24 protein-coding genes are annotated in these 25883 nt (G+C 34.6%); 13 read left to right on the top strand and 11 right to left on the bottom strand.

Going from position 1 to position 25883, the window contains the following annotated elements:
* The coding region (locus WC622_RS11595; RefSeq protein ID WP_372819857.1) for a M14 metallopeptidase family protein at positions 1–1043 on the bottom strand (1043 nt) is incomplete at its 3' end.
* 90 nt (positions 1044–1133) lie between these two features.
* On the opposite strand from WC622_RS11595, the gene murF reads away from it, so the two are divergent.
* Positions 1134–2435 carry a UDP-N-acetylmuramoyl-tripeptide--D-alanyl-D-alanine ligase gene (murF, locus tag WC622_RS11600; protein WP_372819858.1) on the top strand — a complete coding sequence of 434 codons (1302 nt, stop codon included), beginning with the start codon at positions 1134–1136 and terminating at the stop codon, positions 2433–2435.
* Between the two features lie 163 nt (positions 2436–2598).
* On the opposite strand, the gene WC622_RS11605 is transcribed toward murF, so the two are convergent.
* The 4 genes from WC622_RS11605 to WC622_RS11620 are packed head-to-tail and all read right to left on the bottom strand — an operon-like array spanning position 2599 to position 6789.
* Positions 2599–3774 (bottom strand): thioredoxin family protein, encoded by a 1176-nt coding sequence (locus tag WC622_RS11605; RefSeq protein ID WP_372819859.1) that lies wholly within the window; start codon positions 3772–3774, stop codon positions 2599–2601.
* Positions 3775–3793: 19 nt separating this feature from the next.
* Positions 3794–4264: a gliding motility lipoprotein GldH gene (locus WC622_RS11610; protein ID WP_372819860.1), complete on the bottom strand. Its 471-nt coding sequence runs from the start codon at positions 4262–4264 to the stop codon at positions 3794–3796.
* A complete protein-coding gene (locus WC622_RS11615; protein WP_372819861.1) occupies positions 4257–5639 on the bottom strand; it encodes a stage 0 sporulation family protein in 1383 nt (460 codons plus the stop codon). The genes WC622_RS11610 and WC622_RS11615 overlap by 8 nt, the downstream gene beginning before the upstream one ends.
* Position 5640: 1 nt before the next feature.
* Positions 5641–6789, bottom strand: a complete 1149-nt coding sequence (locus WC622_RS11620) for an ATP-binding protein (protein ID WP_372819862.1) — start codon at positions 6787–6789, stop codon at positions 5641–5643.
* A gap of 124 nt (positions 6790–6913) precedes the next feature.
* On the opposite strand from WC622_RS11620, the gene WC622_RS11625 reads away from it, so the two are divergent.
* From WC622_RS11625 to WC622_RS11665, 9 genes are all read left to right on the top strand, one after another.
* Positions 6914–7342, top strand: a complete 429-nt coding sequence (locus WC622_RS11625) for a MarR family winged helix-turn-helix transcriptional regulator (RefSeq protein WP_372819863.1) — start codon at positions 6914–6916, stop codon at positions 7340–7342.
* Between the two features lie 11 nt (positions 7343–7353).
* Positions 7354–9537, top strand: coding sequence for an outer membrane beta-barrel protein (locus WC622_RS11630; RefSeq protein ID WP_372819864.1), 2184 nt, complete (start codon positions 7354–7356; stop codon positions 9535–9537).
* A 95-nt stretch (positions 9538–9632) separates the two neighbouring features.
* Positions 9633–10049, top strand: coding sequence for a Holliday junction resolvase RuvX (gene ruvX, locus WC622_RS11635; protein ID WP_372819865.1), 417 nt, complete (start codon positions 9633–9635; stop codon positions 10047–10049).
* A 5-nt stretch (positions 10050–10054) separates the two neighbouring features.
* Positions 10055–10687 (top strand): O-methyltransferase, encoded by a 633-nt coding sequence (locus WC622_RS11640; RefSeq protein ID WP_372819866.1) that lies wholly within the window; start codon positions 10055–10057, stop codon positions 10685–10687.
* Between the two features lie 7 nt (positions 10688–10694).
* The gene (locus tag WC622_RS11645; RefSeq protein WP_372819867.1) at positions 10695–11399 is read left to right on the top strand and encodes a glucosaminidase domain-containing protein; all 705 of its coding nucleotides are present in this window, start codon (positions 10695–10697) and stop codon (positions 11397–11399) included.
* Entirely contained in the window at positions 11399–12247 is an 849-nt protein-coding gene (locus tag WC622_RS11650; protein WP_372819868.1) for a glucosaminidase domain-containing protein, read from the top strand. The genes WC622_RS11645 and WC622_RS11650 overlap by 1 nt, the downstream gene beginning before the upstream one ends.
* A 50-nt stretch (positions 12248–12297) precedes the next feature.
* Positions 12298–13065: a hypothetical protein gene (locus tag WC622_RS11655; RefSeq protein WP_372819869.1), complete on the top strand. Its 768-nt coding sequence runs from the start codon at positions 12298–12300 to the stop codon at positions 13063–13065.
* The gene (locus WC622_RS11660; protein ID WP_372819870.1) at positions 13062–13388 is read left to right on the top strand and encodes a hypothetical protein; all 327 of its coding nucleotides are present in this window, start codon (positions 13062–13064) and stop codon (positions 13386–13388) included. Before WC622_RS11655 ends, WC622_RS11660 begins: the two co-directional genes overlap by 4 nt.
* Before the next feature lie 96 nt (positions 13389–13484).
* The gene (locus WC622_RS11665; protein WP_372819871.1) at positions 13485–14477 is read left to right on the top strand and encodes a DUF3078 domain-containing protein; all 993 of its coding nucleotides are present in this window, start codon (positions 13485–13487) and stop codon (positions 14475–14477) included.
* A 53-nt stretch (positions 14478–14530) separates the two neighbouring features.
* Here WC622_RS11665 and WC622_RS11670 read toward each other — a convergent pair whose 3' ends face one another.
* From WC622_RS11670 to WC622_RS11680, 3 genes are all read right to left on the bottom strand, one after another.
* Positions 14531–16960, bottom strand: a complete 2430-nt coding sequence (locus tag WC622_RS11670; RefSeq protein WP_372819872.1) for a DUF5916 domain-containing protein — start codon at positions 16958–16960, stop codon at positions 14531–14533.
* A 163-nt stretch (positions 16961–17123) separates the two neighbouring features.
* Positions 17124–19241, bottom strand: coding sequence for a M56 family metallopeptidase (locus WC622_RS11675; RefSeq protein WP_372819873.1), 2118 nt, complete (start codon positions 19239–19241; stop codon positions 17124–17126).
* The gene (locus tag WC622_RS11680) at positions 19238–19600 is read right to left on the bottom strand and encodes a BlaI/MecI/CopY family transcriptional regulator (protein WP_173270837.1); all 363 of its coding nucleotides are present in this window, start codon (positions 19598–19600) and stop codon (positions 19238–19240) included. The genes WC622_RS11675 and WC622_RS11680 overlap by 4 nt, the downstream gene beginning before the upstream one ends.
* A gap of 235 nt (positions 19601–19835) precedes the next feature.
* Between WC622_RS11680 and ffh the strand changes: the two genes are divergently transcribed.
* From ffh to WC622_RS11695, 3 genes are all read left to right on the top strand, one after another.
* Positions 19836–21176, top strand: a complete 1341-nt coding sequence (gene ffh / locus WC622_RS11685) for a signal recognition particle protein (protein ID WP_372819874.1) — start codon at positions 19836–19838, stop codon at positions 21174–21176.
* A 167-nt stretch (positions 21177–21343) separates the two neighbouring features.
* Positions 21344–22882 carry a YifB family Mg chelatase-like AAA ATPase gene (locus tag WC622_RS11690; RefSeq protein ID WP_372819875.1) on the top strand — a complete coding sequence of 513 codons (1539 nt, stop codon included), beginning with the start codon at positions 21344–21346 and terminating at the stop codon, positions 22880–22882.
* A gap of 92 nt (positions 22883–22974) precedes the next feature.
* Complete coding sequence (locus WC622_RS11695) at positions 22975–23721, top strand: hypothetical protein (RefSeq protein WP_372819876.1); 747 nt, start codon at positions 22975–22977, stop codon at positions 23719–23721.
* Positions 23722–24265: 544 nt separating this feature from the next.
* Here WC622_RS11695 and WC622_RS11700 read toward each other — a convergent pair.
* From WC622_RS11700 to WC622_RS11710, 3 genes are read right to left on the bottom strand one after another with little or no spacing between them, the layout of a single operon-like run.
* Positions 24266–25354 (bottom strand): metallophosphoesterase, encoded by a 1089-nt coding sequence (locus WC622_RS11700; protein ID WP_372819877.1) that lies wholly within the window; start codon positions 25352–25354, stop codon positions 24266–24268.
* A 40-nt stretch (positions 25355–25394) separates the two neighbouring features.
* The gene (locus WC622_RS11705; protein ID WP_372819878.1) at positions 25395–25619 is read right to left on the bottom strand and encodes a hypothetical protein; all 225 of its coding nucleotides are present in this window, start codon (positions 25617–25619) and stop codon (positions 25395–25397) included.
* Entirely contained in the window at positions 25619–25882 is a 264-nt protein-coding gene (locus tag WC622_RS11710) for a hypothetical protein (RefSeq protein ID WP_372819880.1), read from the bottom strand. The genes WC622_RS11705 and WC622_RS11710 overlap by 1 nt, the downstream gene beginning before the upstream one ends.
* Between the last annotated feature and the right edge of the window lies 1 nt (position 25883).

The raw sequence follows: 25883 nt of genomic DNA on the forward strand, positions 1-25883 counted from the left end.
GTTTCTAACGTAGCCATTGATGTTGTAAAATGGTGATCAATTCTATCTTTCAATGTCAATGTGTCGCCATCTGCTGTAATTACGGATAGTCCAGCTCTAATTCCTCCTTGTTCGTAGGTCATTCCAATTGCCCCATTGTAAAGTGGGTAGGTATCTCCATAAGATGGATATAAAAGATCGAAGCGTTCTTTAGTAAAATATTGCCACCCATTTTCGTCAAAATATTTGGCGTTGTTTTTTCCTACGGTGATTTGAAATTCTCTTTGCCAAGGTGTAATATCTTGATGAACCGGTTCTGCTGCAGGCGCAAAATAGTACGGCTCATTATAGCTTTGCTCATGGAAATCTACATGCACTTGTGGCATCCATTTATGGTAAGCAATTAATCTCTGTTGTGTTTCTATTTGTGTTTGCCAAGCCCAATCGCGATTCAAATCATAATAATAGTGGTTTGGCCGTCCACCTGGCCAAGGCTCGCTGTGTTCCCTAGCCGAAGGATCTGGATTTGGCAAAACTCCACTTATCATGTTAAAATAACTTACATATCTTTCTCTCCCATCGGGATTTAAACAAGGATCTATAATCACTACTGTATTTTTTAACCATGCTGCTGTATTGCTATCTTTTGCCGATGCCAATGTATATAAAACCTTCATGGCTGTTTCTGTAGAATTGGCTTCGTTACCGTGTACATTATAACTTAGCCATAAAATCGCCGGTTGTTTAGCTGTTTTTACGCCACTTTTATCTGCATTTGCTAAACTCAAATTAGTCGTTCTAATCTGTTCTAATTTATCCATGTTGTCCTTATCAGAAATCACAGCGAGTATTAACTCCCTCCCTTCGTATGTTTTTCCGTAAGTCTGTAATTGGATATTTTTATTTGTTGAAGCTACTTTCTTAAAATAATCTACTACTTTTTGGTGTGGCGTAAAATGACTACCAAGCGGATAACCTAAAAATTCATCGGGCGATGGTGTTTGCGCTAAAACCGAAGTGGTGCTAACACTTAAAAACAATAGAAAAAGCAAATATTTCTTCATACAACAGGAATATTTATCAATATACTAAAAAGGATTTTGTATTTATCTTTGCATTTGTATTTTTACGATGAAATTTATCCGCTTTGCGAAATGGCAAGTACCGAACAGCTTTACCAACACTATCTAAAACACGCTACAATTTGTACTGATACAAGGGCCATTACTAAAGGTTGTTTGTTCTTTGCGCTCAAAGGCGATAAGTTTGATGCCAATACTTTTGCAGAAAAAGCATTAGATCAGGGTGCGGCTTTTGCTATTGTAGATAATGAGCAATACGCGATAAATAATCAGTGCATTTTAGTTGACGATGTATTGACTGCTTTGCAAGATTTAGCAAAACACCATAGAAAGCAGTTAACTATTCCAGTTATTGGCTTAACAGGAAGTAACGGTAAAACCACAACGAAAGAATTAATTAGAGCTGTATTAGCCGAGAAATTCAGAACTTTTGCTACCAAAGGGAATTTAAATAATCACATTGGTGTTCCTTTATCCATTTTAGCTTTACAGGATGATGTAGAAATTGCCGTAATTGAAATGGGTGCGAACCATCAAAAAGAGATAGAGTTTTTGTGTGAAATTGCACAACCTACCCATGGATTAATTACCAATGTAGGTATGGCGCACCTAGATGGTTTTGGTGGTTTTGAAGGTGTTAAAAAAGGTAAGGCCGAATTGTATGCTTACTTGAAAGCGCATCATGGTTATGCATTTATTAATCGCAATAATCCTTATCTATTAGAGATGAGTGAGGTTGCTGGATTAAATAAAGTAGTTTATTACGGAAGCGAAAAAGAAAATGCAGTAAGTGGAAAATTACAGCACAGCGATCCATTAATTGAATTTGAATGGGCTACTCATGATGCTAATTATCAAGCGAAAGCAAATTTAACTGGCACCTATAATTTTGAGAATATTTTGGCAGCTATTTGCATTGGTAATTTCTTTGAATTAAGTGCTGAACAAATTAACACAGGTTTAGCAAATTATTTTCCAAATAACAACCGCTCACAATTATCAAAAACGGAAGGAAACACAGTTATCTGTGATTTTTATAATGCTAATCCTAGTAGCATGAGTGCAGCATTAAACAATTTAAAATCGCTAAGTTCAACACATAAAACTGCCATTCTTGGAGATATGTTTGAGTTGGGCACAGAATCTCCGGAGCAACATGAACTCATCACGAAATTAGCATCAGAAAGTAATATTGAAACGCTAATCTTTATTGGTAAAGATTTTTACGCTTATAAAGAAAAGTATGCTGGTCATTTTTTTAATACCCCTGCAGATGCAGCAATTTATCTTCAAGAAAATCCTGTGGTAAATAATTTGGTGTTGTTAAAAGGCAGTAGAGGGATGGCGTTAGAGCAACTATTACATTTGCTTTAAAGCACACAATATGTCGTCATGCCCGTGAAAACGGGAATCGTAAAGCGTAAAGAACCTCCTATTGCATTAGATTCCCTTCCGATAGCTATTGGATGGAGTTGGAATACAGGTGCGAATAAAAACCTATTTTAATTTAAAATCTGCGGTTAGGAATTTCTACGTATTACTTTATTCTCTCCAATGCTGATTTTAAGTCTTCTTTAACTTTTTCTGGTGTGCCAGTGCTTGCTATCATTGTATTTGCAACTACCTTAAATTTCTCAAAGTCTTTAACTTTAATGTAGATAATCGCTTTCACAAAATCTTTCATATAAACTTTATCTGCATCCTTCTCAATCAGTTTTATATCTTCAAACTTTTTTAGAGTCGCTTCTAATTTACCTTCATTTAATAAAGCGGGGCCAATATTCATCATTGCATTACACACTTGATCAAAAGTAACTTTTGTTGGTGTATTCATTAAAAGAGCATCAAATTCCGAAATCGCTTCCTCAGTTTCTTTATTATCTAATGCATATTGGGATTTAAAATAATGGTAGACGAAGAATGCTTTTTCAGGAACATATTTTTCAAGCAACGTTTTAATGATCTCAAAATCTAAGCTTTCATCATCTAATTGTTCATGTTCAGAAAGTGAATAACCCAATGTTAAGCTGATCAGGCGTTCATTAAAATCATCCTCTGTATAATTTCCAGTTTGCAAAATTTTGGCTTTGTTGTTCGCTATGTAGGCTAAAGATTTTTGATCAGGCAAAGAATTAGCGTAGTTCATAATCAAATCGATTAAGTCTGCATTTCCTAAAATATCAGCTTGTTTAGCTAAATAGTCTTCGCTCATTTGATCGAAATCTTCATCTTCATATTTCGTTGCTTCGTCAGCAAATTTTACAAATTGAGCGTTACTCATTTCCATTGCCGACTTTTTCGAAATAAGAAATTGAGCATTTTGCCCTAAATCCGTAAACTCAGGGCCTTTACGGAATCCAGTAGCTCTATGAAGTACGGTACCATCTGGATTAATAAATAATAAATTGGGATAAGATTCTACAGAAAATCGTTGAGCTAATGTTAAGCCTTCACCTTTTTCCATATCGTATTTTACATTGATAAAGTTGGCATTGTAATAATCAGCAACTGCTTGATCTTTATACGTTTCGCTATCCATCATTTTACAAGGACCACACCAAGTTGCATATGCATCCAAGAAAATCACTTTATTTTCCTTTTTCGCTTTTTCTATAACGGTACTCCAAACTGGATTATCTAAGAAATTTATTTCTGCTGCTGAAGCAGATGTAGTTAACATAAAAAGGCATATTGCCCATATAAAGTTCTTCATTTAATAAGGTAATAAGTAGTTAATCCTGTTCTTTTGCTAAAGTTATTCCAATATCGCTAATGCCAATTAATGGATTATCACGCATGTTTTGCTCTATTTCTATATCGTATTTTCCAGATTTTACGAAATGATAATTAGTTAAAAGTGGGAAATTATAAGTATACAGATTTCCTGAGCCTTTGCCCAACCATTCTCCATCATTTCTGGCCAATTTAAACTGATAGCGTGTACTTTTATTTAATCCATTTCCTTTTAAACGCATCACCACATATAAATTGGCATAGCGATAATCTGTTGTATGACGAAGTTTAAAATAAAGTGTATACGATTGAATAGTATCCTTAATTTCTACAGTTGTTTTTATACTCTTGGCATATGTCCAATTGTTATCAGGAACATTTACATTAGTGTCAACTATATTAGTATTACTACATCCTGCAAGGAATAGCAATCCGATTAATAAAGGCAATATAAACTTCGTATTATTCATTTTTTGGCTTTTCAGATGATGAATCTGTAGGTCTGTTTTTATTGCGGTTTTTGTTCCTGTTTTTATTATTCCGATTCGGTTTTGGCGCATTAGGATTTGCTGGAGCTGTTCCTTCTACTACAGGTTTTTGAGCTTGTGGTTTCTGCTGTTGAACAGGTTTAGCTTGTTGAGCAGGTCTTGATTGTTGCTGCAAATTACCTTGAGGTTGGTTGCGATTACGATCGTTTCTATTATTGTTATTTTTATTACGGTTGTTATTGTTTCGGTTTTTATTTCTATCGTCTAAACGCGTTAAACTATCCTGACCAACCACATTTTCGTAATCGTGTACTTTTTCTACAATAGTCGTTGTTTTTAATTCTACAGCTTCGTCCTTCAAATTAACAGGTTTCTCTCCCTTTTTATTCATTGCCATGATTTCTTTTACACGGTCAACTTTCAAAGGAATCCAATCTTCTTGATTGGCATAACTGAACCACATTAATTTTTTAAAAATATCTGTTTTTTGATGGCGAGCAACACCGACTTCAGTTTGTAAAGCCTCGATACGATCTGGAATATCTTTTAACGCATCCAAATAGGTATCCAATTCATAATTTAAACAGCATTTTAACTTACCGCATTGGCCAGCTAGTTTTAACGTGTTTAACGAAAGATTTTGGTATCTGGCCGCAGCTGTAGAAACTGTTTTAAAATTAGTTAACCAAGTAGAACAGCATAATTCTCTGCCGCAAGAACCAATACCACCTAAACGACCTGCTTCTTGGCGCATTCCAATTTGGCGCATTTCAATTCTGATACGGAAAGTTTCGGCCATTTTTTTAATCAATTCTCTAAAATCTACCCTTCCTTCTGCCGTATAAAAAAACGTTGCTTTTGTTTTATCTCCTTGGTAATCGACGTCACTAATTTTCATCGATAAGCGTAAATCTAATGCCAATGTACGGGCTTTATGCATGGTTTCCCATTCCATATCCTTAGCTAATTTCCATTTATCTACATCCGCTTCTGTAGCCTTACGATATATTTTACGAGTAACTTGGTCTAGTGGTGTTTTGCGACGTTTCATTTGCATACGAACCAATTCTCCTGTCAAGGAAATATGGCCTATATCATATCCACCTGTTGCTCCTTCTACTGCAACTAGTTCGCCTATTTCTAAGTAAATATTCTCGTTATTTAAAAAGAATTCTTTTCTAGCGCCTTTAAATTTTACTTCAACAACTTGAAAAGGTATATAGTTAGCTGGCATATCCAAATTTGATAGCCAGTCGTGCACTTCCATTTTTTGGCATCCGCCAGTAAGGCATGAGCCATTACTTTTGCAGCCAGAGGGGGCGCAACCGCCACCTGTCGAACAACTTCCACATCCCATATTAATTGTATATATATTGAGTCCCTTTCGGGAGCGTTTTAAACTTAATTATTTTTACTAATTGTAAAGATACATCTAAAAACAGAATTTTTGGATTCGCATTGCGCTCGATGTGGTAATGTGCTTTTTCCAATTCGTTAATTAGCGCTTCTACCATTGCTAAATTTAACACGTTTGTAGAGAGCTTTACTGCAATTTCTAAGGTTTGATGTGGCAATTTTACTAAATCATCGGCGCCACTTAACAACAAGCTACATTCGCGTAAAAAGTTAATGCCGTATTTTAAAAAGTTCTTCTGATTTTCTCTTCCCCAACTTGCTGCAGTATCGGTAAAGGCAATCATTGCAGGTACTTTATTCCCGAAACCCATGCGCAACCATTCTGTAAAATAACCCGCGTTATTGTTGGGCGTATCGTTTAATAATGCCTTTGCTTCTATCAAATTCCCATCCGCTAAAAAACTATATTCTGCTGCTTGGTTATCCGACAATTGCGCCTTGTGAATGAGATAATTTTCTATATCAGTATCTGCTAATTTTGGAATTTTAACAATTTGCGTACGCGATAAGATAGTCGATAAAATTTGTTCTTGATTTTGAGCCACCAAAATAAATAAAGTGTTTGCAGGTGGTTCTTCTATAATTTTTAGTAATGCATTTCCTTCTCTATCCAAAAATTCTGGGAGCCACATAATCAACACTTTTGTATCTGCTTCAAAAGCTTTGTAGCTTAATTTTTTGATGATATCATGGCACTCTGCAATATTAATATTGGCTTGCTTATTCTCTGCGCTCAATTTCGAACGCCAAATATCTAAATCAAAATAAGGATTTTCCAGCAATAAATTACGCCATTCTTCCAACACATCTACTGCAATTTTTACGTCTTTTGATGCAAAAAAAGGATAGGAGAAATGTAAATCAGGGTGAATATATTTTTCGTATTTGCGACAAGAGGAACATTCGCCACAACTATCTTTTTCTGTTTTATTTTGGCAGTTGATGTATTGAGCATAAGCAATTGCTAATAGCAAAGCGCCACTTCCTTCGGTAGATAAAAACAATTGCGCATGGCTTACCCTGTTTTCTACAACGGTTTGTATCAACTGTTTTTTTAAGCTTTCTTGTCCAATTATCTCTTTAAACTGCATTGGTGCAAAATAAGAAATAGTTTGGAGAAATGAACAAAGAACAGGAGGCAAAGACTTTTGTAAAATAATTGTTGATATATCAATTATTGATTATGCATTTATATTTTTGTGCTAAGGGAATGCTATGGAAAAACTAAATGATACACTGCTTTACACTTTAGATAAGTGTTTTAGAACTTACAATCAGTTTGCACAACGAAATGTGCGCAAAGCGGGATACGATATTACGATTGATCAATGGCTAATTTTAAAAAGCGTCGCTGAAAATCCTGACATCACTCAAAATGATATCAGCAAAATTGTTTTTAAAGATAATGCATCTATCACACGTATTATTCAATTATTGATAAATGCTGGTTACTTAATTCGTGAAATTCATCCCTCAGATAGGAGAAGAGTAAATTTAACGCTAACTGAAAGCGGAAAAAAAATCACCATAGAAGTAAACGAAATTGCTATTCAGAACAGAGCCACCGCACTAGAAAATATTGATGAAGAAGCAATTCATCAAATGAAAAACTTACTTCAACAAATTACAGAAAACTGCAAATAGACTACACACAAATGAAATCGTTAATTAAATATCTTTTTATGCTGTTTTGCTTTATGAATTGCTTTACTGCGATGGCGCAAAACGCAAAGTCTGATACGAGTGCAAAAAAGCTAAAAGAAGTAACCATAACGGGTAAAAAACAATTGATAGAGCGTAAACAAGGTAAAACAATTGTAAATGTGGATGCCGCGATTACGAATGCTGGAACTACTGTTTTAGAAGTATTAGAAAAATCTCCTGGAGTTATGGTAGATAAAAATGGTGGAATTAGTTTGCAAGGAAAGCCAAGTGTTTTGGTGTTAATTGATGATAAACCGACCTATTTATCGGGTACAGAGTTGAGTAATTTGTTGGGAAGTATGAGTTCTTCGCAAGTAAACCAGATTGAATTTATTACAAGTCCATCGGCAAAATATGATGCAAGCGGAAATGCAGGTGTCATCAACATTAAAACCAAAAAGAATAAACAAGAAGGATTTAATGGTAATTTTTTAACGAATATTGGTCAAGGGAAATATTTGAAAAACAATAACTCTCTAGTTTTAAATTTTAGAAAAGGGAAGATAAATACATTTTTGAATTACGGTTTTAATTACAATAAAAACTTTACCTCAATTTATGCGTACCGTCAATATTTTGATAATAAAGGTGACGTTACTTCTGCATTAGATCAACCTTCTTATTTAGGAAATGAAGGTCATAACAATTCTCTTAAAACTGGAATAGATTTTTATGCATCTGAAAAAACAACTTTTGGCCTTACGCTTTCTGGTAGTTTAGTAGCTCGTAAAGGTGCTGGCGATGCCATTGCGACTTGGCTAAGTCCACAAAAGGCGGTTGACTCTGCAATTACAACGTATAGCGGAAGTGATTTTAGATTAAGAAACGGTGCAGTTAATGTGTATGGCCGACACAATATCACTAAAACTCAAGATATAGGTTTTGATTTAGATTATCTTAAATACAGCATTGACAACGATCAAAATTTTCAAAATATTCGGACTGGGGCAGTTGCTTATAACCAAGGCTCGCGAGGGGATATTCCTTCTAAACTAGAAATATTCTCGGCAAAGGCCGATTATACCTTGCAATTGGGAAAAAATGCAAAATTTGAAGCAGGGGCTAAATCTTCGTCTATTAGCACAGACAATACCGCAAATTATGAGTTGTCTGATGGAACAAATTGGAAAGAAGATCTTAAAAAAAGTAACCACTTTTTGTACAAAGAGAATATTAATTCTGTGTATAGCAGTTTAGAGCATAAAATTAATCGTTTCAGTTATCAACTTGGTGTTCGTTATGAAAATACTCATTACACTGGAAACCAATTAGGTAACGCATCGCAAGCAGGAAGCAATTTCTCTAAAAATTATCAAGATTTCTTCCCTTCGGGATATTTGTCTTATCAAGTTGATTCGGCAAATTCATTTTCTATTACCGCAGGCAGAAGAATAGATCGCCCGGCATATCAGAAACTAAATCCTTTTGTTTTTATCATCAATAAATACACTTATCAACGCGGAAATCCATTCTTTTTACCACAATACACTTGGAATTTTGAGTTGAGCCATTCGTATAAACAACTCTTAACAACTGCCGTTTCATACAGCGGAATTAAAAATTATTTCTCTCAATTATTTTTATCTGAAGGCGATGATATTTTAGTGTACACAGAAGGAAATGTTGGTCAGATGTACAATTTTGGCGCATCAGTTACCTTACAAGTTTCTCCTACTAAATGGTGGTCGTTAACCGCTCAAAGTAATTTCAATTATAAAAAATTAAGCGGTTATCAGAATGTGAATTATAAATCGTCTGTAAAACAATTGCACACGAGTATGAATAATCAGTTTAAGCTAAGCAAAACTTTAAACGGAGAAATTTCTGGGTTTTATACCACTAAAAACCGTAACGATTTACAAGAATTATTATCTCCAACTGGGCAAGTATCAGCGGGTTTAGCTAAAACTATTCTTAAAGGAAAAGGAACATTAAGATTAACTGCTAGAGATATTTTTTACACACAATCTATGGAAGGCATGACTGATTTCCCTGGTGCAAACGAGTACTTCATTTTGTGGAGAGATAGTCAAGTAATTAATGCTGGTTTTAGTTATCGTTTTGGTAAGCCTCTTAAAGCAGCTAAACGTTCTACAGGTGGTGCGGGTGATGAAATTAATAGAGCAGGGACTTAGTTCTCTCTTTCTAATTTCAGTGGGTTTGTGCTGTCTAAGATGGTTGTTGAGCTGATCTAAAAACCAATTTAGTCAAAAATCATATCTTTGATTTTATGGCACGCATCCTCGCTTTTGATTATGGCACCAAACGTATCGGCATTGCCGTAACAGATCCTTTGCAAATTATTGCAACTGGTTTAGATACTATACATCCAAAAGATGTGATCGATTTTCTTAAAAAATACATGCTTACTGAGCAAATCGAAGCCTTTGTGCTAGGAGAACCCAAACAAATGGACGGTTCTCCATCGGAATCTGCACAGCATGTTAAAGGGTTTTCAACCATTCTAAAAAAGAATTTCCCTACAATTCCGCAGCATTGGATAGACGAACGTTATACCTCTAAATTAGCAGAGCGAACTATTATGCAAAGCGGATTTAAAAAGAGCGATAGAAGAGATAAAGAAAGGGTTGATACCATAGCGGCGACAATAATTTTGCAATATTTTATGGAACAACACCGTTTATAAACACAATGATTAGCGAAGAATTACAAAATTTATTGTTAAAATACTGCGAACCAGAGGATGAATTGTTGCAGCAAATAGACCGAGAAACTCATCTTAAAGTTTTAATGCCCCGCATGCTAAGCGGACGTTATCAAGGTCGTGTTTTAAGTTTGATAAGTAAAATGAATAGCCCTAAAAGAATTTTAGAAATTGGTACTTTTACAGGTTACGCTACTTTGTGTTTAGCTGAAGGTTTAACAGAAAACGGCCTTATTTACACCTTAGATATCAATGCAGAATTAGAAGAAATGGTTCGAGGAAATTTTGCACAATCGCCATTAAATTCAAAAATCAATTATATCATAGGCGATGCCCAGCAAAGTTTAAAAACATTAAGTGATGAAACATTTGATTTAGTTTTTATTGATGCTGATAAAAAGAACAATGGAACGTATTACGATTTAATTTTTGATCAAATAAATTCTGGTGGAATTATTATTGTCGATAATGTGCTTTGGAGTGGAAAAGTGTTAAATAATGCACAAGACAAGGACACCAAAAACATTAGCAGTTTTAATGATAAAATTGCTGCAGATAACAGAGTCGAAAAATTAATATTACCAGTTAGAGATGGGCTTTTTGTGATACGGAAAAAATAATTTAGGCATGAAAAAAACATTTACTTTATTCATATTATTATTAACCTGCTTTTTTGTTAAAGCACAAAATACGGAAGATTATATTGCTGAGCATGTAGATTATGCACAAAAATTAATGCGCATACATCAAGTTCCTGCAAGTATTATATTAGCTGTTGCTATTCACGAATCTGCCGCAGGTAAAAGTAAAATTGCTCGTTTTTTAAATAATCATTTTGGTGTAAAAGGACCAAATAATAGTAGCGAAATCAAATCATCTTATAGAGATTATCCAACTGTAGATTCTTCATATAATCACTTCGTTTCTTTTTTACATAGTCGTTCTTATTTCAATGTTTTGTTTAGTAAATACGACCAATACGATTATAAAAATTGGGCAAGAGGAATTCAACGAGGAGGTTATGCAAGTAGTCGTACTTGGGCAACACAAGTTATTGGCTTAATTAAAAAATACGAATTGTATCAATATGATAATCGGCCTGATGATTACATTGAAACTGTAATTCCCGCAGCAAATGTGGTAGCAAAATCAAGAAGTAGCCGTACAAAATCTCGTTTATCAATTGCTAAAAAAAGTAAAACGTATACGATAAAACCTGGTGAAAACTTAAACAAAATTGCAGAAAGAAATGGTACAACAGCCGCTGCTTTAATGCAAAAAAATGGATTAAAATCAGCAATAGTGCAACCTGGTCAAAGAATTAAATTATAATGAAAAAAAATACGCTCATTTTAGCTATTGCTATTTTATTCTTTAGTGCTTGTAAATCGAGACAGTATAGTCGAAACAATAAGCAAATTGAAAAAGCTGCAAACAAAGAAAATCCAAATTTTACAACATATACAACGTTAACCTATATTGATACTTTTAAAGCTGTTGCGATAGAGGAAATGAATGCTTATGGTATTCCAGCAAGCATTACATTAGCTCAAGGCATTTTAGAATCTGGTAGCGGAAATAGTAGTTTAGCTAAATATGCAAATAATCATTTTGGCATTAAGTGTACCTCTGAGTGGAAAGGAAAAGCATATTACAGAGATGATGATCAAAACAATGATTGTTTTAGAGTGTATAAAGATGCCAGAGAATCATACAAAGATCATTCTGAATTTTTAAAGCGTAAGCGTTATAGCTTCCTATTTGAATTAGATAAGAACGATTACAAGAATTGGGCGCAAGGATTAAAGACGGCTGGATATGCTACAAACCCAAAATATCCAGAACTGTTGATAACAGTTATTGAGAAGTATAAATTATATCTATATGATCAACCTGAAAGTGAGAGCGAAAAGATTTCAAGAGAAGATCGTGTTTTTACTGAAATAAATGCGAACATTCCAGTAGAAAAGAAAAAATTCACACCTGTTGATGTAGCTCCTAAAGATCCGCCAACTTCTTCAACTGGGACAAGTACTGAAAGTTATTATACGGTTAAGCAAGGTGATACTTTGTTTAAAATTGCTCAGCAATACAAATTAACCGTTGATGAATTAAAAACGCTAAATAAGTTAAACGACAATAACATTAAAATTGGTCAAAAACTTTTGATAGTTAAATAATGTTAAGATAAGCATAACTCTTTCTAACATATTGTAGTTTTGTTAAACAAATGAAATTTTCGGTTTTTTTCCTTTTACTAGCATCTTGCTGTTTTCAACTCTTTGCACAAACCAAATCGGTGCAGGGCTTTGTTGTAGATAAGGATAGCAAACTGAGATTAGCAAAAGTTTATATCTACAATCCTTCAAATGATGATGGGATTTACAACAATAATAAAGGAGAATTTACAAGTACAGTTAAAGTTGGCGATACCCTTTTTGCAGCGCTTAGCGGTTATGGAATGGATACCGTAATTTACAATGGTCAAAACGCCATTGTTTTTCAGCTAAAAACTTTGACTATTAAACTGAAAGAGGTGAAAATTTATGGCAAGGCTCCAAGTCCACAAGACCAGTACAGCAAAACTTTAAAAGACTATAAATATGCACTTGATAAAGGCAATACAAGTGATTTATTGAACATAGGTTTGGGTGGTGTTGGTTTAGGTATTGATGCGATTTATAATTTGCTAAGTAGGCAAGGCAAAAACGCTCGGCATTTACAAGCAATTTTAGAACGCGATTACCGCGAAGCCATTATCGATTATCGTTTTAGACCTGATTATATAAAATCAGTTGTTGCAACAAACGATACAGAGCTGGCTGATTTCATGTTACAATATCGACCAACGTATCAGTTTGTTTTATCAGCATCGGATTATTCTTTTGTACAATATGTTAAAAATAGTTTTGCTTCTTACAAAAGAAATCCCGCTATGTTTAGATTGCCGAATTTGCCAAGGATGAATCCACCAAATCTCAGTTATCAAAATCAATGAGGTTTTGGTTTATCATATTGCCTAAATTATCTGCAAATGCAATGGCAATATTTCCTTTTATCTTGTTAAAAAACAAAGCTCAAAAACAAGATCCGGTTTTAATTAATCACGAGCAAATACATCTTCGGCAACAGCTGGAATTATTAATTTTACCATTTTACTTCTTATATGTGCTAAATTATTTCATCAACCTTGTTAAATATAGAAACCATCACGGAGCTTATATTAATATTTCCTTTGAAAAAGAAGCTTATTATTTCGAACAGGATTTCAATTATTTATCCAATAGGGAATGGTATAGCTGGGTGAAATTTTTAGGATAAGAATTTGCATTGAGTGCTATCAATGAAGATGTTATCACATCTTTTATCATAAATCACTTTTATTCCGCATAATTTTTGTTTTTATTTGCAATACAAATGAAAAACTTACTGCTTGCCTTTCTAATCGTATTTGCTCTCTCCTCACGTCTAGCTGCCCAAGAGATAGACACAATTCCTATTCCTACAAAAGATTTGGATATCAAGTTGAAACGTAGTCCTCTTCCTTCTAGAATGGGAACTTTACAATTTCAACCCGTAAAATTAACTCCAGCATTAGTAAATGCAAAAATAAATTATTGGAAAACCAAAACATCCGTTGGCATTAATATTAACCAGGCATCATTTAGCGATAACTGGAAAGGTGGCGGGGTAAATTCATTGGCTATTGGTGGTTTAGTAAATTATAAAGCCGAATACAGTAAAGAAAGTTATAGTTACGTGAGTGAAGTTATTTTGCAATATGGCAAAGTAAAAAATAAAAATCAGCTACAAAAGAAAACCAATGACCGCATTTATTGGGATAATAAAGCGGCAATACAACTCTCTAAAAACTGGTATTTCTTCGGTTCCATTAATTTTGAATCTCAATTTGACAAAGGATTTTCTTATCCAAAGGATGCCGCAGGAAATGAAAGAGAAAATCTATTATCTAAATTCATGTCTCCAGGTTACTTAACTGAGTCAATAGGTTTTGAATATAAACCAAATAAGTTTTTCTCTACTCGTATTGGTACAGGTACAGCCCGACAAACCTTTGTGTTAGATACGGATTTGTATAAAACTAATCCCAATAATTTTGGAGTAAAGCAAGGCAAAAAATTTAGGAATGAATTAGCGTTTCAAATTGTAACAAGTTTTGAGAAAGAAATTTTCCAAAACATTACCTTGAAAACTCGATATAATATGTTTATTCCTTATGATAATTTTGGACACATAGATCATAGATTAGACGTAAACCTTGTTGCAAAAATTAATCGCTTTATGAACGTCTCTCTTACTGGAGTTGGTTTATATGATAGAGATACTGATTTAAAAATACAAGGTAGCCAAACACTGGCGCTAGGTTTAATGTTCATTTTTCCTAGATAAAATTGTTCATTAGATCAGATGCCCGAAGTATCTTGAACTAATGAACATCTAAATTACTTTTTCTTTTTCACCAAGTCTAAATAATCTATATAATACAAAACCTTAATAGATAAGCTGTTATTTTGTGGACCGGACAATACTTTGTCAAAGTTTTTGCCATAACGTTTAGTCAAAAACTTATCATTAGTTTCTGCTGCATCTTTGTATGTAATACTTAACTCACTACCAGGTTTAAATTGCCAAACGTATGCAAGATCAATATTAAATACGTTGTAGTTTCTATCCACATTTTGCAAAGCAGGACCAGTATATGCATTTAATCCGCCAATGCTGTTAAGCGCATAAAATTCTTTGTTTCTTCTGTCAGACCAATAATGTCTTACCCCCAACTGAATTCCCATTTTGTTACTGAAACTATATTTGGCATCCATTGTATTCTCAACCGTGTTTCTATCATATCTAGAAAAAACAGATTGTGCTCCGTTAAATCCTACCCAGCTTACATAATCATAACTTGGATTAAAGTTTAAGTCTAAGCCAAATGCCAACTTATCACTAACTCTTAAATTCTGAAAGAAGTAAAAATTATAGTTAACACCATCAAATAAATCTACTTTAGTTCTGGTCACATTTCCTCCAAAATTGTAAGCTTTTGCTCTATTTGGATTGACGTAAATTCCTAAACGATAACTTCCTGGGGCTTTATAAATTTGTCCGTTTCTAGATTCATAAAAATCATTTGATTTTGCTAACACATTTGCATTCAACTCTGCCGACCATTGATTTTTAAATTGAACATAAACACCAGGAAAGAATCCCAAGCTCTGATAATCTCCAGGCTTAAACCTTCTCGAATATTCTACTTCCGTCCATGCTTCAATTTGGTTGTACCATTTACCTGGTTTATAAACATTGTATGCAAAATTTACAGACTGATTGAAGAAGTTATTATTGGTATAAAACCCCATATCAGATGGATCGAATCTAGTATCTGAAAATTCTTGTCCGTAGTTAAATGTGAACGATCCACTTTTCTTTCCCAGCTCCAATTCGTAACTATAACCATTACGGTTTTCTCTAATTGGATCTGAGGTTACATAACTCATTTTACCAGCACCATCAATAAAATAGGTGTTCTTTTTATCATTTATATTGAAAAGTGCTGCACTCACGTTTGCATCATACGCACTTCCTTGTCTTAAAACATTTGTATTAATTACACTAACAGAACTATTATTTTTTAACGATTGGTCCAATACAAAAATATTGTAGTTGGTTAAAGGTTGACTTTCAAATCGGCTTCTGTTTCCAGCTGCATCTTCCACCTCTGTGTACATTTTATTGGTAATCGCATTAAAAACACCTATACCCAATCCTTTAGCAGTACGCCCTGAAATTTTAGTTGCATTTAATACTTTTCCTTCTTGGGGATCTTTAATTACCTTATCAGTAGATTTTAATCTACTATGATCAAAATAAGATGGAATTGATCCAATTCGTTTAGAATAAAATAAATCTCCTTTGTTAAATAGCTCCGTTCCTTCTGTAAAAAACTGACGGTTTTCATTAAATTTTACCTCAAATGGAGTAAGATTTAACACTCGATAATCACTCTGTACCTGTCCAAAATCGGGGATTAAGGTCATGTCTAATGTGAAACTTTGGTTGATACCATATTTCACATCCATACCACCATTAATAGAAGCTTGTGTATTTTTAACTCCTGGTGTATTATAGGGATAATTACTAATTAAAGTAGAAACGTAAGGCGAAAATGATAAGCGTAAAGGAGCTTTGATGCTTTGTAAACCTTCTAAAACACCACTTTGATTAATAAAACCACTCACTTTTGGATCTACAAAATTCCAAAAAGTTTGTCGGTTTGTTCCTGTACGTTTACGGATGACATTCATTCCCCAGTTTTGGATTTCTTTACTAGAAAATCGCAATGCGGAATACGGAATTTTCATTTCTGCCGTCCAACCTTTATCGTCAATTTTTACTGCGCTTTCCCAAACTGCATTCCAATTCGGATCTTCATCACCAATAAGTGAATATTTAGCATCAAACTGAACACCAGCAGCAGTTACAAAAAATCCATTCCCATTCTGTCCGTCTAAGAAAGTATCGAAAACAACACCAATAAAATCAGCATTACCAATTTGATCTCTCGCAACTAATTCCCGTACAACGCTATCGGGTTTATCGTACATTCTAGCAGACACATAAATAGCGTAATCATCGTATAAAAACTTTACATCTGTTCTTCCTTCTTTTGGTTCCACGCGACCAGGAACTGGTCTGGTTTCTACAAAATCTGTAGCTATTGGAACTCCATCCCAAATGGCATCATCTAAAACCCCATCAATTTTTGGGCTTACTGAAGCTCTCTTTGCTTGAACTTTCTTTTTTATTGGGGCATTTTGTGCTACACTAATGGTAATAGTAAACACTAGAATAAGGCAGGTAAAAATTAGTTTCATTCGGTTTGTTTTGTTCTCTATAAGACTGTACTTCATTACGAAATGTTGCACGACGTCGAAAATATATTTTGTTTTTATTAAAGGATTGACAAGATTTTTTCCATGGCAATGCCAAGCGAGAATAACCCCCCCATGGCATTGCTAGTTCTATTGTTTGCTTTTTCTAATCGCCTATTGAAAGTACTTTCAACGAGATATATTTATCGATAGTAGAGTAGTTACGGCCCTTTTTCCGCATTTCTGTAATAAATGCTGGGGTTGCTCCAGTTGATTTTGCACCCATTACATCACCAATTTCAAGCTTTTTAAAGCCCAATTTTAAATAGCTATTGTACTCTTCTGGTGTAAACCCTAATGCTTTTAAACTTACATAATTTTCAGTTTCAAGGTTGGGAATTATTGCATCAAATTTTTTGCAAAATGCTGGTGTTATACCTAATGCTTTGATGGCGACAAGCTCATCATCTGTAAATTTATAGCCAGCATCTTTAAAGCTTTTAATAAATTCTGGAGTAATGTTCATTGCTTTTTTTGCAATTAAAGATTCAAGAGCATCGTCGTCTAAATTTTTGTCCCCCTTGCTTCCTTTTGATCCTTTTGTATCCGCATTTAAGTTAATGTTTAGATTGACGTCGTTATTCTTATTTGCATTGGTATTCTGATTAGATTCTACTTTTGCAATTCTGGCAGTTTTAATATCTTCTCCCGTGATTCCTTGTGCTTTAAGCGAAATTAATTTACTTGCCGTAACATCTTTATACCCAGAATTTTTAATGTCAGTTACAAAAGCAGCATCAATATCTAATGCTTTTAATGGAATAAGATTTTGCAAGCTAAGATCACTAAGACCAGCTGCTTTTAAACTGGCTATGTACTCTTTAGTAACCTTTAATGCTGCCAGTGGAATAAGATCGTTTTTAGAAAGCTGCGTATAACCTTGCGATTTTAACATGGTTACAAAATCTTTTTTTATGTTGACTAGGAAAAATACAAACATGTCTTTTTCTTTATCGGCTTTAATCCCCTCTGAGTTGAGGAAAGAAACATAACTTTCGTTGGCATTAAAATTATACTCTCCCATTCCCACGTTGCCATCAAACCTGCCGGTAAATTGTACGGTTCCAGCCTCGCGGGTTAAAGAAAATTGACCAGTTGTATTTTGGGGAAGATTTTTAAATTCTGAAAGGTCAAAATCGTTGTTGCTATTGCTATTCTTATCTTCTTCTCCTTCAAAACGGATTTTAACTTTGTTTCCTTTAATGGTGGCAAACCATGATCCTTTAGTTGGAATAGCCTTAAGTTGATCTATTTTATTGGTAGTTTTAGGCATTGTTTTTCCATAAGCTAAAGGCTCGTTTAATAATGAGATAAATACAAGCAACAATGGTAAAATACAAAGGTATTTCCATGTTGAATTAAGGCTAGATTTTTTTGCGTTCATCATGATTAATCTTTTTTTAAGTACAGATTGGTTATAATTTGTGGTTAAACTGATTGGAAAGTGAGGTGCAGAAACTTTAACCAAGCTCATTTGGTAGCTGGTCTTTTCTACGTCAGAATGTTCGAGCAATTCATTATCGGTTAAAAACTCAAGGTTATCTTCCATTGCTTTGCGGTAAAACCAAGCAAACGGATTAAACCATTGAAAAATGAGTGCCAATTCGGCTAATATAATATCGTAGCTATGGCCTTGTTGGATATGAATTTTCTCATGTAAGATAATTTGGCTATAGGTATCCCAATCGTATTTTTCTGGGTTAATAAAAATATAGTTCCCGAAAGAGCATGGCGCTTGGTCTCCCGTAAGCTCAACAATTCGATAACGTCCATCCTGAATAGATGGGCTTTTATAGCTTCGGTATATCAGCAGACAGAGTTGAAATAAAAAGTTTAGACCAAATACAACAACACCAAGCCAATAGGCCCAAACAAGCACTTTAAAAATTGACACATTTTTAAAGAAAGATTCTTTTTGTACTGGTACAACGTTTACAACTTGGTTACCAGCTGTTCCATTTTGTTTAGATGAACCCGTATTTGAAATTGGCAAAGCATCCGATTCTTTGCTTTCAATAAAGGCAGCAATAGAAGTTGTATTATCGGCATTGCGAAACGACCATTGTTCTGGCACTGGGATAAGTGGTAAGCTAAAAGACAAAGCCAAACAGCACAGTAGCACAAAGCGGTTAAGCGGAAAAAAGGTTTCCTTCTGCAACAATATTTTGTAGAACAAGAAACATCCTGCAAGAATAAGGGCAACATTTAAGGTATAAAACATCATGGCTTTTTCGTTTTAATGAGGTTTACTATTTCTGTTAGTTCGTCTTCTGATAGGTTTTGTTCTTTGGCAAAAAAAGCCAACATCCGTGGATAAGAATTATCAAAATATTGACTTACCACATCTTTCAAAGCATGTTTTTGATACTCTTCTCTGCTGATAAGAGGAAAATAACAAAACATGTTGCCAACTACATCATGACCTAAAAATCCCTTTTCTTCCAAAATTTTTACCATTGTTGCTACGCTATTGTAATGAGGTTTAGGATCTGGAAGTAATGGAATAATATCTCTAATAAATGCTTTCTCCACATCCCAAAAGGTTTGCATAATTTGCTCTTCTCTTTTTGCCAGTTTAATCATCTTCTTTTAATTTGATAAACGAAGGTAATACTAATTAATTAATAACAAAACTAATCGGTTAGTAGAATGGTAACTTTTTCGATACAATCGCTTTGAAGGTAATAAAAAATAAGATTTGAAGGTTTCTTATCATCTTAGTTCTTTGATATCAGGTATTGATTATCAGCAACACCATTAACTATGTCTTATGGATATCGTCCATTTTTAATATCTTTGCACTTTACACAATAAGAATATGTTTGAGAATTTACAGGATAAGCTAGACAGGGCATTTAAAGTTTTAAAAGGACAAGGAAGTATTACCGAAATCAACGTGGCCGAAACCATGAAAGAGATTAGGAAAGCCTTATTAGATGCCGATGTAAATTATAAAACAGCGAAGTCTTTTACAGATGATGTGAAAGAAAAAGCGTTAGGGTTAAATGTACTTACAGCCGTTTCTCCAGGTCAGTTATTGACTAAAGTGATGAACGATGAACTTGCAGCTTTAATGGGCGGCGAGGTTACAGAGCTAGATTTAAAGAACAATCCAACTATTATATTAATTGCCGGATTAAACGGTGCGGGTAAAACTACCTTTACTGGTAAGCTTGCATTGCATTTAAAAAGCAAAGGCAAAAAACCTTTAATGGTTGCTGGCGACGTTTATCGCCCTGCGGCTGTAGACCAATTACAGATTTTAGGTGAACAAATTGGTGTACCTGTGTACGCAAATACTGTTTCTAAAGATCCGATTGCGATTGCTTTAGAGGGTATTGCTGAAGGTAAAAAGAATAATAATAACGTAATCATTATTGATACTGCTGGGCGTTTATCTATCGATGAAAGCTTAATGAACGAGATTTCTGAGGTAAAAGCGCAAACTAAACCTCACGAAATTTTATTTGTGGTTGATGCCATGACCGGTCAGGATGCGGTAAATACAGCTAAAGTATTTAATGATAGGCTTGATTTTACCGGAGTTGTATTAACCAAATTAGATGGTGATACCCGTGGTGGAGCTGCTTTATCTATCAAATCTGTAGTTAATAAGCCGATTAAATTTATTGGTACTGGCGAGAAAATGGAAGCGCTGGATGTTTTCTATCCAGATCGTATGGCTTCTCGTATTTTGGGCATGGGTGATGTTGTTTCCTTGGTAGAAAGAGCACAACAACAGTTTGATGAGAAAGAAGCTGCAGAATTGCAAAAGAAAATTCGCAAGAATAAATTCGATTTTAATGATTTCTATAACCAAATTCAGCAGATTAAGAAAATGGGTAATATGAAAGATTTGATGGGCATGATACCTGGAGTTGGAAAAATGATGAAAAACGTAGACATTGAAGACGATGCGTTTAAAAGTGTAGAGGCAATTATCCAATCGATGACTCCTTTTGAAAAAGAAAACCCAGATAGTATACAACAAAGTCGTCGTGTACGTATTGCAAAAGGTTCTGGACATAAAATTGAAGAGGTAACCAAGCTGATTAAACAATTTGAAGATATGCGTAAAGTTATGAAGCAGTTTTCAAATCCAGCGGCAGCTGCAAAAATGATGAAAAATATGCCGAAGATGCCACAAGGCAGAATGTAGGCTTTAACATAAAACTTAAGATCCCGTTACTTACGTTTCGGGATTTTTTTATGCCAATATTTCTCAAAAAGAGAATTATTATACTTCATACTTAAAGAAATTACCTTATAGTTTCAATTTTAAAAATGAATCTATAAATACCTTTTGCATTGCATACATTTAAAACTATGCTTGTAAAAACCTATGGAAGTGCCGTTTATGGAGTAGACGCTTTAACCATCACCATCGAAGTAAGTATTGTAAGTGGCACCAAATATTTTGTGGTCGGCTTACCTGATAATGCTGTAAAAGAGAGTATGTTTCGGGTAGAAAGTGCTATTCGAACTTCGGGATATCATATGCCTCGGCAGCGAATCGTTGTAAATCTCGCACCTGCGGATATCAGAAAAGAGGGCTCGGCTTACGATTTACCTATCGCGATTGCAATTTTAGCCGCTTCAGGGCAAATTAAAACAGAAGAATTAGACAACTACTTTATTATGGGCGAACTCTCTTTAGATGGGGGCTTGCAAAGTATTAAAGGTGCTTTACCCATTGCCATACAAGCCCGAGGTGATGGTTACAAAGGTTTCATTTTACCCAAAGTAAACTCCAGGGAAGCTGGTATTGTAAATGATTTACAGGTTTACGGCATGGAAACCTTAGTCGAAGTAATAGATTTTTTCAATGGCAAAGAAAAACCTGAACCTGTTGTTGTTGATACAAGAGAAGAATTTTTTCGTCAAATAAATAGTTATGAGCAAGACTTCTCTGATGTAAAAGGACAAGAAAACATTAAAAGAGCATTAGAAATTGCAGCCGCAGGTGGACATAACGTAATTTTAATTGGTCCGCCGGGAGCAGGAAAAACTATGTTAGCTAAACGATTACCAACTATTTTACCCCCACTTAATTTACAAGAAGCCTTAGAAAGCACCAAGATCTATTCAGTTGCGGGCAAACTGCCAGTAGCTAATGCTTTGATGACCGAAAGGCCTTATCGTTCTCCGCATCATACTATTTCTGATGTAGCTTTAGTGGGCGGAGGAATGAACCCGCAGCCGGGTGAAATTTCTTTAGCACATAATGGTGTTTTATTTTTAGATGAGTTACCCGAGTTCAAACGCTCGGTATTGGAGGTAATGCGCCAACCTTTAGAGGATAGAAAAGTAAGTATATCTAGGGCTAAATTTTCGGTAGAATATCCATCCAGTTTTATGTTGGTTGCTTCTATGAACCCTTGCCCTTGTGGGTTTTTTAATCACCCAGAAAAAGAATGTTTGTGCGGGCCAGGCATTGTACAAAAGTATCTCAGCAAAATATCTGGCCCTTTATTAGATCGGATTGATTTACATGTAGAAGTTACCCCAGTTAATTTTACCGAATTGTCTTCATCCCGCGATGCGGAAAAAAGTAGTGAAATTAGAAACCGAGTAATGAAAGCCAGAGAAGTACAAGACAAGCGATTTGCAGAAAATGATGTGCTTCATTTTAATGCGCAAATGAGTCCAAACATGGTTAGGCAGATTTGTGTAATTGATGAAACGGGGCAATTACTGATTAAGCGAGCCATGGAAAAATTGGGTTTATCTGCCCGGGCTTACGATCGCATTTTAAAAGTTTCTCGAACAATAGCAGATTTAGCAGGAAGCGAAAAGATTGAAGCCGAACATTTAGCAGAAGCGATACATTATAGAAGTTTAGATAGAGAAAGTTGGGCTGGTTAAGTCAAATCTCCCCCTAAAAGACTATAAAATCAATCCTCTGTAATGCATACCTTGATTTTAATAAAATACTATTAACTATTAAAACAAAATGTATGTCTACAACTTATGAAACAGGCCATGCTAAAAATGTGGCAAATTTTGAATCTCTAATTTCCTTTATTAAAGGATATGGGGCAGCTTACAACCCAACTAAAATAGCAATACATTTGGGTAATATGCAGGTGCAAGCGAAAAAAGCAAAAGATGCAATTGCTAGTATAAACAGTTTATTACCTGCTTATAGTAATGCGGTAGCTGTTCGCGAAATTGCTTTTGAACCTATAAGCAAACTAAGTACGCGAATATTTAATTCTTTAAAGGCTACAGATGCCCCGCAGCAGATTATTGATAATGCAGCAACTCACCATAGAAAACTGCAGGGCAAAAGGGCATCGGCTAAGGTTACTGAAGCGGAAAAACAAGTCTTGTTAGCGGAGGGTAAAGAGATAAAACAAGTATCTTCTTCTCAACAAAGCTATGATAGCATATTAGATACTTTGGATAAACAAATAAAATTGTTAGCATCTATCCCAGAATATGCACCTAACGAAATTGAATTAAAAGTAGCTACATTAACTGCGCTGTATAATGATCTTAAAACTAAAAATGCTAGTGTAGTTAATCAAACTACTCCTTTAAGTAATTCGCGAATTGCTCGTAATGAAATTATGTATAATAAGGAAACTGGAATGGTAGCTACCGCATTGGATGCGAAAGTTTACGTGAAATCTTTGTTTGGTTTTAGCAGCCCACAATACAAGCAGATTTCTGGCCTTGTTATTTCTCAGGTAAAAGTTTAGGTATTATAAAATCTTCTTTAATTAAAGATTGACAGCGGTTGAATTGAAAGATCAACTGCTGTTTTTATTATACTACTCTGAGTTGATGTTCCACTACTCTGAGTTGTCATTCTACTACTCTAAGTTGCCATTCTACTAGTCTGAGTTGTCATTCCACTAGTCTGAGTTGTCATTCCACTACTCTAAGTTGTCATTCCACTACTCTGAGTTGTCATTCTACTACTCTGAGTTGCTATTCTACTAGTCTGAGTTGGTATTTTACTACTCTGAGTTGTTATTCTAATGTTGTAAGGGTACAAAAGGACTTCTATTTGATGTTTTATAAACCTTATTGCAGTGAAGATACTTTTTGTGGTGCATTATTCTGTGTTTGAAAGCAATAACCAAAGATTTCTCCGCTACGGCCGAGATGACGATGCATGTTAAACAAAAAGATTGTAACGGAAAGAAGGACTGGTTTTGCGAAGAATTACTGACATTGTTTTTCTAAATGATTTGATAGTATAATTGTTAGTCATTTTCTGTTTCGCTGTTCTTATAGCGGTTAATTGTTAGGTAGCAACCCTGATAGTTCGGTTTCTTCTAACAGTATTCTGACGGGTTGATTTTTGGTTTTATACTCCCATTTTATTAGTCTAATTTTTCCATCGGCTATTTCTAATCCGGTAATATCTCCATCGTTAAAACAACAACAGCCGCTATTAAAATAATTAGCGCGTAATGCTGTAAACGTGGGGATTTCGGCTCCGCTTATTTTTTCTTTAAACATTTGATCGTGGATCTTATTCTGTGCGACTTCATCGTTCTGTTTAATGGCTTCGTTTAGCTTAATATAGAGGCGCTCTAAGTGCGTTAACGAATTAAAAACGGGTTGATGGGTATGTCCGGTTATTAATACGGCATCTTGTGTAGCTGCCCATTGGTACATTAGTTTATTGTGTGTTGATTTAAGCTGATTATTAAAGGCTGGGGTATTTGGGTTAATGCGCAAATAGGCTTGAAAGGGTGCCCAAACGTTAGAGACAAACCATTTACTAAACCAATTTCCATCGCTTTGCATATCGCCTTGATGGCCATGTGTTAAAAATAGTTGTAATGGCTTGTTATTGACAATGGTTTGGAGAATTAACCCCTCGTAAATTTTAACTTTTTGACCGTAAATGCTTTCGAGCTGAAAACCTGCAAGGGGATCGTTATCCCAATACAAATCATGATTGCCAAATATTTTGGTGAAGGCATTTCTTTGTACAAAATATTTTTCGAGTTCAAAGTTCTTTTTATTATGCTTCTTTACGGCTTCGAGGGTGTTTTTCCAAAGTTCTTCGCTGTCTCCTAAACTAATTAAATGGTAGTTATTTTGGTTGTAATAGGTTAAAGCTGCTAAGTAATTGTGTTCGCAAAAGCCAAAATCGTCTGCATAATTACGTGCGCCTTTGTGTTGATCTGAGAAGATAATAAATCGATCATTTTGATTGAAATCTAGACGTAATCCTTTTTTACCTGGTTGTTGGTTAATACTTTTAAAAAGTGCGGTTAATGCTTGGTGTATGCGTACGCTATTTGGTCGAGATGCGTATTTATTTGCCATTTTAACAACAAAACCACTGAATAGCTTTTGTAGCAATTTTCTCATCTCCACTAAAACAATTAAGTTGGCTAATGTTTTAAAATACTTACGCTAAATAATTAACAATGGCTTCGCCAATATCTTCTACTTCATCGTTGACTTCTACAATGGGTTGATCAGTTTTGTAATCTATTCGCATCCATTTTAGATTTTTGTTGCGAACAATTTGTGTATACTCTGCTCCCCATTTAAAGATGGTGTAGGTATTGTTTTCTTCTGGAATAACTTCGTAAATAATGCCGTTTACTTTAACATAAAATGATTCATCCATTATTCTGAATCTTCTATGTCATCGTCTTCGTTCTCTGGATTTAACAGATATGCATTGATTAGTTTTCCTATTTGATTCACTTCTTCATCGTATTCAAATAAAGGTAATGCGGTTTCTTTATCAAATTTTATCCATTGTTCTGCATCGTCTTTTTGAATTTGTGCGTATTCTTTTCCGTCTTTAAATACGACATAAATATCATTTCCTTCTGGGAATATAGCGTAATTGATATTGCCTATTTCTAAATCAAATGGTTGTTGCATT

Origin of the sequence: Pedobacter sp., assembly GCF_041662865.1 — a bacterium.
Lineage (GTDB): Bacteria > Bacteroidota > Bacteroidia > Sphingobacteriales > Sphingobacteriaceae > Pedobacter.

Coding starts and splice junctions, on each gene's coding strand:
- WC622_RS11650 (WP_372819868.1), top strand. CDS start 11,399: ATGAAAAAAAATACGCTCATTTTAGCTATTGCTATTTTATTCTTTAGT.
- WC622_RS11630 (WP_372819864.1), top strand. CDS start 7,354: ATGAAATCGTTAATTAAATATCTTTTTATGCTGTTTTGCTTTATGAAT.
- WC622_RS11680 (WP_173270837.1), bottom strand. CDS start 19,600: ATGATTAAACTGGCAAAAAGAGAAGAGCAAATTATGCAAACCTTTTGG.
- WC622_RS11640 (WP_372819866.1), top strand. CDS start 10,055: ATGATTAGCGAAGAATTACAAAATTTATTGTTAAAATACTGCGAACCA.
- WC622_RS11695 (WP_372819876.1), top strand. CDS start 22,975: ATGTCTACAACTTATGAAACAGGCCATGCTAAAAATGTGGCAAATTTT.
- ruvX (WP_372819865.1), top strand. CDS start 9,633: ATGGCACGCATCCTCGCTTTTGATTATGGCACCAAACGTATCGGCATT.
- murF (WP_372819858.1), top strand. CDS start 1,134: ATGGCAAGTACCGAACAGCTTTACCAACACTATCTAAAACACGCTACA.
- WC622_RS11670 (WP_372819872.1), bottom strand. CDS start 16,960: ATGAAACTAATTTTTACCTGCCTTATTCTAGTGTTTACTATTACCATT.
- WC622_RS11665 (WP_372819871.1), top strand. CDS start 13,485: ATGAAAAACTTACTGCTTGCCTTTCTAATCGTATTTGCTCTCTCCTCA.
- WC622_RS11690 (WP_372819875.1), top strand. CDS start 21,344: ATGCTTGTAAAAACCTATGGAAGTGCCGTTTATGGAGTAGACGCTTTA.
- WC622_RS11655 (WP_372819869.1), top strand. CDS start 12,298: ATGAAATTTTCGGTTTTTTTCCTTTTACTAGCATCTTGCTGTTTTCAA.
- WC622_RS11675 (WP_372819873.1), bottom strand. CDS start 19,241: ATGATGTTTTATACCTTAAATGTTGCCCTTATTCTTGCAGGATGTTTC.
- WC622_RS11625 (WP_372819863.1), top strand. CDS start 6,914: ATGGAAAAACTAAATGATACACTGCTTTACACTTTAGATAAGTGTTTT.
- WC622_RS11710 (WP_372819880.1), bottom strand. CDS start 25,882: ATGCAACAACCATTTGATTTAGAAATAGGCAATATCAATTACGCTATA.
- WC622_RS11705 (WP_372819878.1), bottom strand. CDS start 25,619: ATGGATGAATCATTTTATGTTAAAGTAAACGGCATTATTTACGAAGTT.
- ffh (WP_372819874.1), top strand. CDS start 19,836: ATGTTTGAGAATTTACAGGATAAGCTAGACAGGGCATTTAAAGTTTTA.
- WC622_RS11700 (WP_372819877.1), bottom strand. CDS start 25,354: ATGAGAAAATTGCTACAAAAGCTATTCAGTGGTTTTGTTGTTAAAATG.
- WC622_RS11615 (WP_372819861.1), bottom strand. CDS start 5,639: ATGGGATGTGGAAGTTGTTCGACAGGTGGCGGTTGCGCCCCCTCTGGC.
- WC622_RS11620 (WP_372819862.1), bottom strand. CDS start 6,789: ATGCAGTTTAAAGAGATAATTGGACAAGAAAGCTTAAAAAAACAGTTG.
- WC622_RS11660 (WP_372819870.1), top strand. CDS start 13,062: ATGAGGTTTTGGTTTATCATATTGCCTAAATTATCTGCAAATGCAATG.
- WC622_RS11645 (WP_372819867.1), top strand. CDS start 10,695: ATGAAAAAAACATTTACTTTATTCATATTATTATTAACCTGCTTTTTT.
- WC622_RS11605 (WP_372819859.1), bottom strand. CDS start 3,774: ATGAAGAACTTTATATGGGCAATATGCCTTTTTATGTTAACTACATCT.
- WC622_RS11610 (WP_372819860.1), bottom strand. CDS start 4,264: ATGAATAATACGAAGTTTATATTGCCTTTATTAATCGGATTGCTATTC.